This window comes from Nocardioides sp. P5_C9_2 (assembly GCF_054049555.1).
The window spans coordinates 1-7921 of record NZ_JBFUMD010000141.1; the positions used below are offsets into that span (position 1 = coordinate 1).

The window sequence follows — 7921 nt, forward strand, 5'->3', positions numbered from 1 at the left end:
GTGGTGCCACAGCAGTCCTTCGAAGGAGACCGACATGGCCGACGCCGTCCAGCAGTCCGGCGCGCACGAGCCGGGTCACGAGCAGATCGCCCCGGGCCTGACCCAGCGCGACAGCGACATCCTCGAGTTCGAGCGGCACTGGTGGAAGTACGCGGGCGCCAAGGAGCAGGCCGTCCGGGAGAAGTTCGACATGTCCTCGACGCGCTACTACCAGGTGCTCAACGCCCTGATCGACCGGCCCGAGGCCCTCGAGGCCGACCCCCTCCTGGTGCGCCGGCTGCGTCGCCTCCGCGCCTCGCGGCAGCGTCAGCGCTCGGCCCGTCGCCTCGGTTTCGAGCTCTGAGCCAGCCATGACCGCCTCCTCCCCGACCCGCCGCGACGAGCGCGGCGTCGCGTTCCCCTCGCCCCTGGTGATGCTCAGCATCATCGCGGTGGCGATGGCCGGATTCGCCTTCGTCGCCACCTCCGACCAGGAGCCGACGGAGAAGCGCATCACCACCGCCTCGGCCCCCGTCACGGAGACGCCCGCCCCCGAGGTGGTCCCGCCGGCGCCGGCGGCGACGCCGACCAAGAAGCCCAAGCCGCAGGTCAAGCGCGGCGAGGTCTACGTCGAGGTCTACAACAACTCCGGCATCAAGGGCCTCGCGGCCGGCACCGCCGCCAAGGCCACCCAGGTCGGCTGGCAGGTCGTCGGCGAGGACAACTGGCAGGGCATCATCCCGGCCTCCACGGTCTACTACCCGGAGCGTCTCAAGGCGGCGGCCAAGCTGTTCGCACTCGACCTCGGCATCCAGCGGACCGCGCCCGCGGTCGAGCCGATGCGGATGGACCGCCTCACCATCATCCTGACCGCCGACGCGGCCTGACGCCCACCCCGAGGGACCGGCTGGGTGTCCCCGCCTGCACGAGTCGTGGTTGGCTGAGGATCATGGAGTTCACCTCCGCCGCTGCGCGTGACCGGTACGACGCCCTGGTGGCCGCCGCCGACCAGGTCGTGGTCGGCCTCGACTTCGACGGCGTGCTGTCGCCGATCGTGGACGAGCCGAGCGAGGCCCACATCCACCCCGAGGCGCCCGAGGTCCTCGTCGCGCTGAGTGACGTCGTCCGCGCCATCGCGGTGGTCACCGGCCGCCCGGCGCGCCAGGCACTGGCCCTCGGCGGTCTCGACGAGGTGGGTGACGCGATCGCCAACCACGGCAAGCAGCTCTTCCTCTTCGGCCAGTACGGCAACGAGCGCTGGTCCTCGACCAGCCGTCGGGTGATCTCGCCCCGGCCCCCGCACGGGCTCTCCACCTTCGAGCGCGAGCTGCCCGGCCTGCTGCGTCGAGCGGGCGCCGGCGGCGCCCACGTCGAGGAGAAGGGCCTGGCCGTCGCGGTGCACACCCGCCGCCTCGACGACGCCGCCGAGGCTTTCGAGCGCCTCCTGCCCGCGATGCGCGAGCTCGCGGAGCGGCACGGTCTCATCGTGGAGCCCGGCCGCAACGTCATCGAGGTGCGCTCCGACGGCATGCACAAGGGGAACGCGGTGGAGACGCTGGTGGCCGAGCAGTCGGCCGGCGGGTTCCTCTTCGCCGGCGACGACCTGGGCGACGTCGAGGCCTTCGAGGCCGTCACCGCCCTGCGTGAGCGGGGATTGCCGACGCTGCTGGTGGCCGCGGCGTCCGACGAGCAGTCCGCCCTGGTGCCGCTGGCGGACGTCGTCGTACCAGGTCCCGACGGGGTGCTCGGCCTGCTGCGCCAGCTGACCGCGGACGCCTCCGCCCTCGCCGTCTGAGACGACGCCCTCGCTTCCTGGGGCGACGCCGGGCACGCTCCAGCATGTGGACTCGAKGTGCACATGCTGAGACGCCATGCCTAACCTAGAGACCTCATCACGAGGGACTGAGGGAACGGCCCTACGACGTCCCGGCAACCGCCGCGAACCTCCTGCCACTGCGGCAGTCGCGGAAACGGTGCCAATTCCGTCCCGGTGCGAAAGCCGCCCGGGGTCGATGAGAAGGAGGACGTCATGACTGCTGTCGCGGAGAACACCGCCACCACCACCGGCCACACGCTGCGCGAGAGGGCCTTCGGCAACGCCCGGGTCCTGGCCTGTCGCGAGTGCGGTCACGAGGTCGACCTCGGCCCGTTCTACGCCTGTCCGGAGTGCTTCGGCCCGCTCGAGGTCGCCTACGACTTCCCGGCGGTCACCCGCGAGGAGATCGCCGCGGGTCCGCGCAACATCTGGCGCTACAAGGCCCTGCTCCCGGTCCCGGACGACATCGAGCAGAGCAAGAACACCGAGCCCGGCTTCACCCGGCTGCTCAAGGCCCACAACCTCGGTCGCGAGCTCGGGATCGACAACCTGTGGGTGAAGGACGACTCGACCAACCCGACCAACTCCTTCAAGGACCGCGTCGTCGCCTGCGCCCTGAGCGCGGCCATCGAGCTCGACGCCAAGGTCTTCGCCTGCCCCTCGACCGGCAACCTGGCCAACGCCGTCGCCGCCGCCGGTGCGCGCGCGGGGATCAAGACGGTCGTCTTCATCCCGAGCAACCTCGAGAAGCCCAAGCAGGTCAACTCGGCCGTCTACACCGACAACCTCGTGGCGGTGAACGGCAACTACGACGACGTCAACAAGCTGGCCTCGGAGATCGCCGGCGAGGAGGAGGGCTGGGCGTTCGTCAACGTCAACGTGCGCCCCTTCTACGCCGAGGGCTCCAAGACGCTCGGCTACGAGATCGCCGAGCAGCTCGGCTGGCGCCTGCCCGACCAGATCGTGATCCCGGTCGCCTCCGGCTCCCAGCTCACCAAGGTGCACAAGGCCTTCCAGGAGCTCATCACCCTCGGCCTCGTCGAGGACCGGCCCTACAAGGTGTACGGCGCCCAGGCCACCGGCTGCTCGCCGGTCTCGGTGGCCTACAAGGCGGGGGTGGACGCGATCCGCCCGGTCAAGCCCGACACGATCGCGAAGAGCCTCGCGATCGGCAACCCCGCCGACGGCATCTACGTCCTGGACATCTGCCGCGCGACCGGTGGCGCCGTGGAGGACATCACCGACGACGAGGTGCGCGAGGGGATCCTGCTCCTGGCCCGCACCGAGGGGATCTTCACCGAGACCGCCGGCGGCACCACGGTCGGCGTGCTCAAGAAGCTGGTCGAGAGCGGCCAGCTCGACCCGAGCCTGGAGACCGTCGTCATCAACACCGGCATGGGCCTCAAGACCCTCGACGCGGTCGCCGACCACGTGGGTCCCCGCGCCACCATCGACCCGTCGTACGGTGCCTTCACGGCCGCCGGCATCGTCTGACCCACCCCCGCGAGGAGATTCCACCCGTGAGCGTTTCCGTCCGCATCCCCACCATCCTGCGCACCTACACGAGCGGCGAGTCCGAGGTGAGTGCCTCCGGGGCGACCCTGGCCGAGGTGCTCGACGACCTCGACGCCCGCTACGCCGGCATCAAGGGGCGCATCCTGGACGAGGCGGGCGCCCTGCGCCGGTTCGTCAATGTCTACGTCGGCAACGACGACGTCCGCTTCCTCGACAACCTCGACACCGCGACGCCGGACGGCACCCAGGTCTCGGTCATCCCGGCGGTGGCGGGGGGCTGACCCGATCGGAGCGCGGACCGTGCGGAACCGGCCCCCGGGTGGCGCACGTCGGAGCACCATGGACATCACGACCCGAGGCCTGACCACGGGCGGTGCCGCCGCCGTGCTGCTGGCCACCGCCCTGACCCTGACCCCCGCGTCGGCCCGTGCGGCCCCGGACGCCGAGCCGGTGCCGATCCCGGTGAAGCCGTTCGTCCCGCGCACCGGCGACGACGTCCAGCTCGTGCGGGCGTGGGAGCGGTGGCAGTCGCGCGGCATCGAGGAGTACGCGACCCGGGTGAGCATCTCCTGCTTCTGTGCCCCCCGGCCGGCGCTGCGGACCGAGGTGCACGCCGACGACACCCAGCTCGTCACGACGATCGAGGACGAGCCGCAGGTCCGCCGGGTCAAGGGCTACGGGGCGGACCGGCTCTTCCGGCTGCTGCACCGGGCCCATGCCGACGCCGACTCGGTCGAGGTGACCTGGACGAGGCAGGGCCTCCCGCGGGAGATCGCGGTCGACAGCATCGCCGGTGCCGTGGACGACGAGGTGACCTACCGGATCCGGTTCTCGGCCCGGTGAGTCACTCGGCGCGGACGTCGATGAGCGCGGCGTGGCCGCGGGAGTCGATCCTCACCTCGGCGACGGCGCCGTCGCCGAGAACCCGCTGCATCTCGGCCGCCTCGTCCTGGGGGAGGAACCAGCTCTCGATGCCGCAGCGGACCTCCCAGCCGGAGTCGTCGCAGGTCAGGTAGGTGCCGGAGTCCGGCCGTTCCCGCAGGTGGTCCCGGGCGACGCTGTGGCCGTCCTCCTCGGTGAGCGTGATGTAGACGGTGCCGCTCTCCCTGTCGTCCGTCTCGGGGCGCAGGTCGGGGTAGCCGAGGGTGACGTAGGCCCCGCGGAAGGGATCGATGGGGTCGACGGGCTCGACGCGGAACGTGTGCGTCACGCCGGTGGTGCGGGCCGAGATCTGCGGGGCGACGGCGACCGCGACCAGGRCGGCCTGGGCGGCGACGACGACGGCGACGGTGAGCACGCGGTTCATGACTCACGCTCCTTCGAGGTTGGCGGAGATCCCGCGGCGGGCGCGGTCGAAGAGGAACCCGGTCCCCAGGAACACCAGGCCGAGGACGACGAAGAGCCACGCGCCCTGGATGATCGCGGCGAAGACCGCGAAGCTCTGGAAGGTCGTGAAGACGACCAGCGCGATCATCGCGATCACGGTCAGCACGGGGCGGTCGCGCAGGGTGCCGAGGACGGCGAGCCCGACGGCGACCACGACGTACGCCGCGACGCCCACCGCGGCGTGGGCCCAGTCCTCGGGGCCGACCGACGAGGTGTCGGTCCCGGTGTCCCACAGCACCATGAGCCCCGAGAAGACCAGGACGCCGACCGCCCCGAGGGGCTCCCAGCKGGCGTTCCCCCGGGCGACGACCAGCGCGCCGGTGGCCGCCATGCCCGCGGCGGCCAGCTCGAGGACGAGCCACAGGTTCCACTCGAAGCCGTCGGTGGTGGTGAAGGGGATCGCCGCGGCGAAGAGGGTGACCATGACCAGGGCGCAGCCGATCGTGCGCCAGGCGGCCGCGAAGCGGAGCCACCCGCGGTCGTGCACGACGGCGAGGGACACGGCCAGCACGGATGCCGTCCCCAGGGCGAGCACCGCGCCGGCCCCGCTCCCCGAGTGCGCCAGGGGCTGCCAGATCCACCACGCCAGGCCGGTGGCGATGCCGACCACGAGGGGCGTCACCGCCCGGGTCAGGTAGGCGTGCAGGAGGGTGCCGGCGGACCAGAGCCCGAGCAGCAGCGGTTCGTAGGCCGGCACCTGCATCGACTGGGCGGCCTGGAAGATGGTCGCGCCGAAGGTGAGTGCGGCCAGCAGGCGCAKGGCGCCGAGCACGCCGGGGGAGAGCCGGGGAGCGAGCAGCTCACCGCCGACCAGGAAGGCCAGCCAGAAGGCGGCCACGACCACGAAGCGCAGCAGCGGCGGCAGCTGGTCGAGGTTGGCCGCGACCAGCCAGATGAGGCCGACGCCCACGAACAGCGCGCCGAGCGCGAGGAGGAGCCGTCCGAGCGAGAAGCGGCGGGTCGCGGCGATCGTCCGGTAGCGACCGGAGATGGCGGCGACCTGGTCGGCGTCCACGATGCCGGCGGCCTGCCAGTCGTCGAGCTCGCGGTGCAGCCAGCTCAGCTGGACCGGGGTCGCGTCGCGACGGTGGTCGTGGGGTTCCCGCTGCGGGGTCGAGGTGGTCATGGCCACAGCATGGTCGCGTCGGGGCGTCCGCACATGAGTACGAGGTCCCAGGCACCTGGTTCCTTCGGACGGGTTCCGCCCCGGCTAGCGGGACCCGACACGGCGTGGTGAGGGCGTCGGGGTGTCGTCACCCCACCCGGCGGTGCCGTCGTGTCGCCAGTGGTCGCGCGGGTCGACATCGGCCTCGTCGGTGACGGCCCTGAGCAGGTCGCCGGCCGAGTGGTCGTTGCCGGGTGTCGCCGCGGCGAGGAGCGCCTCCTCGCCGTCCGCGTCGTTGAATCCCGGCGGGACCACCAGGAGTCGCAGCGTGGTCAGGTCGGTCGTCAGCTCGACGTGGTGGGTGTCGTCCTGGAGGGGGTCGTCGAGGGTCGAGGAGGCGACCACGACCGGCCGGCCGGCCACCCGGACCTCGTCCACGTCGCCGTCCCAGTCCGGCGCGGAGCACTGCACGTGGCTGAGCCGGCCGAGGTGGGCCGGCAGGTCCTCGGCGAGCAGGACGAGCTCSGTGGCGAGGTCGCGGCTGCGTGGCCACCAGCCGCCGTCGAGGTGCCCGGGCCGGGCGTCGGCCACGAGGCGGAGCCTGAGGGGGCCGACCGCGGTGGCCGGTCCTGCGGCCCGTCGGTCGTCCGTGGTGGGGAGGGGCGGGGCGGGGAGGGACGGGGTGGGCGTCGACATGGCGACCGCCTTCTCGACCGGTGGCCGCGCTCCGGCGGAGGCGGTGGACGGGTCGTCCCGGTCCACCCTACGTCCCGGCGGCACGCCGGCCCCTGCCGCGATCAGGCGGCGGGCAGCCCGGCGACCGTCGGCAGGCCGGTCGAGGTGACCTGGGCCCAGTCGTCGGTCACGAGCACGACGTCGCGGCCGTGACGGGCGAGCAGGCTGGCGGCGATGGCGGCCCGGAAGCCGCTCCGGCAGTGCACCCACACCTGGCCGGTCGGCAGGCGGGAGATCGCGCGGTCGAGGTCGTGCAGCGGGATGTGCAGCGAGTCGGGCAGGTGGGAGGCGTGGTACTCGGCGTCCAGGCGGACGTCGAGGGTCACGCTGCCCTGCGCCTCCCTCTGCCGGACCAGGCGCGAGTACGCCGCCCAGTCGGCGACGCGATAGTCGGTGCTGTCCGTCCACCGGGTCACCGGACCGAGCAGGTGCGTGGCGCGCACCGGCACGCCGATCTGGGCCAGGTCGTGCGTGCCGGAGGAGAGGTCGTCGGGGGAGTCGCTGACCAGCACGACGTCGGCGCCCCACGGCACCAGCCACCCGGCGTACGTCGCGAGCTGCGGGCAGTCCTCGATGTTGACCGACCCGGTCAGGTGGGCCCGCGCGAAGGCGCGGCGGGGCCGCAGGTCGATGACCCACGACCCGCCCTGCACGGCCTCGTGGACCGCGTCCTCGTCGACCTCGATCGGGGGCAGGGCCGAGGTGGCGCCCACGCCGGCCCGGTTCAGTGCGGCCATGTGGCGGTAGTGGCGCGGGATCGGCCCGAAGCCGGCGACCAGGGTCTCGACGTACGCGTCGCGCGGGGTCCGGAGCACGGGGTTGGCGACGCGCTCGTCCCCGATCGTCCCGTGCACGCCGTCGGTCGGGGTGGCCGCCGCGCAGAGGCTGCCGAAGCCGTGGGTCGGGTGCAGGCCCACGACGTCGTCGAGGGCGCCGAGCTGGCGGGCGCTCTCCCACTGGGCGCGGCCCATCATCCGGCTCAACAGCGGGTCGACGAGGTCCGTGCGGCCCACCGTGCCGTGCAGCAGGCTGCCGCCGGAGAAGACGGTGCGGGCCCCCGACTCGGGGTCGGTCACCAGGAAGGACTGGTGGTGCAGGGTGTGGCCCGGGGTCGACAGCACCTGGACGACCAGGTCGCCCACCCCGAGGATGTCGCCGCCGCGCACCCCGGTGCGGTCCACGTGCACGCGCTCGTCGGCCGACAGCCAGTACTCCGCGCCGTGTCGCCGCGCCAGGCCCGGCGCGCCCGAGACGTAGTCGTTGTGCACGTGGGTGTCGGCCACGGCGACGATGCGGACGCCGGCCTCCTCGGCGGCGAGCTCGAGCGGGTGTACGTCCCGCGGGGGGTCCACGACCAGGGCGTGCCGCCCGTCGTGGACCAGGTG

The 7921-nt window shown here is 72.9% G+C and carries 10 protein-coding genes and 1 riboswitch; of the genes, 6 read left to right on the forward strand and 4 right to left on the reverse strand.

What is annotated here, in order from left to right; all coding sequences use genetic code 11:
* The first annotated feature begins 34 nt into the window (after positions 1–34).
* From ACXJKL_RS09160 to ACXJKL_RS09185, 6 genes are all read left to right on the forward strand, one after another.
* Positions 35–343 (forward strand): DUF3263 domain-containing protein, encoded by a 309-nt coding sequence (locus ACXJKL_RS09160; RefSeq protein WP_457206765.1) that lies wholly within the window; start codon positions 35–37, stop codon positions 341–343.
* Positions 344–350: 7 nt separating this feature from the next.
* The gene (locus tag ACXJKL_RS09165) at positions 351–866 is read left to right on the forward strand and encodes a LytR C-terminal domain-containing protein (protein ID WP_457206756.1); all 516 of its coding nucleotides are present in this window, start codon (positions 351–353) and stop codon (positions 864–866) included.
* Positions 867–928: 62 nt separating this feature from the next.
* Complete coding sequence (gene otsB / locus ACXJKL_RS09170) at positions 929–1774, forward strand: trehalose-phosphatase (protein ID WP_457206757.1); 846 nt, start codon at positions 929–931, stop codon at positions 1772–1774.
* 91 nt (positions 1775–1865) lie between these two features.
* Positions 1866–1998, forward strand: a riboswitch (SAM riboswitch).
* A gap of 10 nt (positions 1999–2008) precedes the next feature.
* Positions 2009–3289, forward strand: coding sequence for a threonine synthase (gene thrC, locus ACXJKL_RS09175; protein WP_457206758.1), 1281 nt, complete (start codon positions 2009–2011; stop codon positions 3287–3289).
* Positions 3290–3315: 26 nt separating this feature from the next.
* Positions 3316–3591, forward strand: coding sequence for a MoaD/ThiS family protein (locus tag ACXJKL_RS09180; RefSeq protein WP_457206759.1), 276 nt, complete (start codon positions 3316–3318; stop codon positions 3589–3591).
* 58 nt (positions 3592–3649) lie between these two features.
* Complete coding sequence (locus ACXJKL_RS09185) at positions 3650–4153, forward strand: DUF6174 domain-containing protein (RefSeq protein WP_457206760.1); 504 nt, start codon at positions 3650–3652, stop codon at positions 4151–4153.
* A 1-nt stretch (position 4154) separates the two neighbouring features.
* On the opposite strand, the gene ACXJKL_RS09190 is transcribed toward ACXJKL_RS09185, so the two are convergent.
* From ACXJKL_RS09190 to ACXJKL_RS09205, 4 genes are all read right to left on the reverse strand, one after another.
* Entirely contained in the window at positions 4155–4616 is a 462-nt protein-coding gene (locus ACXJKL_RS09190; protein WP_457206761.1) for a GDYXXLXY domain-containing protein, read from the reverse strand.
* A 3-nt stretch (positions 4617–4619) separates the two neighbouring features.
* Positions 4620–5822, reverse strand: coding sequence for a DUF2157 domain-containing protein (locus tag ACXJKL_RS09195; RefSeq protein ID WP_457206762.1), 1203 nt, complete (start codon positions 5820–5822; stop codon positions 4620–4622).
* 84 nt (positions 5823–5906) lie between these two features.
* The gene (locus tag ACXJKL_RS09200; protein WP_457206763.1) at positions 5907–6497 is read right to left on the reverse strand and encodes a DUF5994 family protein; all 591 of its coding nucleotides are present in this window, start codon (positions 6495–6497) and stop codon (positions 5907–5909) included.
* Between the two features lie 101 nt (positions 6498–6598).
* A partial coding sequence (locus ACXJKL_RS09205; protein ID WP_457206764.1) for a rhodanese-like domain-containing protein occupies positions 6599–7921 on the reverse strand: 1323 nt, incomplete at its 5' end.

What these genes read in the sequence shown, in the direction of transcription:
- thrC (WP_457206758.1), top strand. Translation starts at nt 2,009, where the DNA reads ATGACTGCTGTCGCGGAGAACACCGCCACCACCACCGGCCACACGCTG.
- otsB (WP_457206757.1), top strand. Translation starts at nt 929, where the DNA reads ATGGAGTTCACCTCCGCCGCTGCGCGTGACCGGTACGACGCCCTGGTG.
- ACXJKL_RS09185 (WP_457206760.1), top strand. Translation starts at nt 3,650, where the DNA reads ATGGACATCACGACCCGAGGCCTGACCACGGGCGGTGCCGCCGCCGTG.
- ACXJKL_RS09165 (WP_457206756.1), top strand. Translation starts at nt 351, where the DNA reads ATGACCGCCTCCTCCCCGACCCGCCGCGACGAGCGCGGCGTCGCGTTC.
- ACXJKL_RS09160 (WP_457206765.1), top strand. Translation starts at nt 35, where the DNA reads ATGGCCGACGCCGTCCAGCAGTCCGGCGCGCACGAGCCGGGTCACGAG.